Consider the following 718-nt stretch of genomic DNA (forward strand, 5'->3'; position numbering starts at 1 on the left):
CGTGGACTACGACATTGATCGCCTGACCAAGGTATGGATCGCTACCAACGATCAGGACTGTACCCTGGTGGAAGGCACGCAGCGCGGTGTGACCTCGCCCTCCTATGAGCCAGGCCCGTATTCCGAAACCGCCGAGACCGGCGTCTGCCAATTCGATGATTGGTACTGCGCCACCATGATGGAAAGGATTAAAGGTCCGATTCCTTTGAAGTCTGTTGGCTAGGAGAGCAGATTGATAGGTGAGCCTTTGGCGCGTGTAGTGGAGTGGACAGCAGATACCTCTACCTGGTGAGTATTCTCGCCTTAAAGAAGTGTCGGGAATTATTAGTTCACTACACCCCAGCCTCGCCTATTACGCTGAATGCTACGAACCATGAGATCAGGACGCTTTGAAAGCCTTCAGGTCCATCTTGGCTTTAGCCATGAGGTCTGGAGTCATAGGCCTACCCTGGTTATCTAAAAGCACTGGGGTGCATGCACAGCGACAGCGCACACGGTTATCCCCCTCTGCCCACCAATCAAGCATCTCCTGCCCGGTGAAGAGCTCACCATGCCTTTCAACATGATGTTCTCTGCTGGTGGGTGTCAGAGCCGACAGGTGCATGAGCTCCTCGTTAAGACCCTCATCAAGTTAATAGACCACTTAATCAACTCACGCCACCCTTCGGAATTCGATATGAGTCAGCGCCACCAGATATTGGTAGGCGACGGCATCGAT

Annotated in this window: 1 protein-coding gene and 1 pseudogene; one reads left to right on the top strand and one right to left on the bottom strand. The window is 53.1% G+C overall.

What is annotated here, in order from left to right:
- The coding region (locus tag ALO43_RS12100; protein ID WP_328586976.1) for an SRPBCC family protein at positions 1-223 on the top strand (223 nt) is incomplete at its 5' end.
- 156 nt (positions 224-379) lie between these two features.
- On the opposite strand, the pseudogene ALO43_RS31425 reads toward ALO43_RS12100, so the two are convergent.
- Positions 380-607 (bottom strand): annotated as a pseudogene (locus tag ALO43_RS31425) (hypothetical protein); the annotation flags it as partial.
- Positions 608-718 lie beyond the last annotated feature (111 nt).

Origin of the sequence: Pseudomonas tremae (genome assembly GCF_001401155.1) — a bacterium.
GTDB lineage: Bacteria > Pseudomonadota > Gammaproteobacteria > Pseudomonadales > Pseudomonadaceae > Aquipseudomonas > Aquipseudomonas tremae.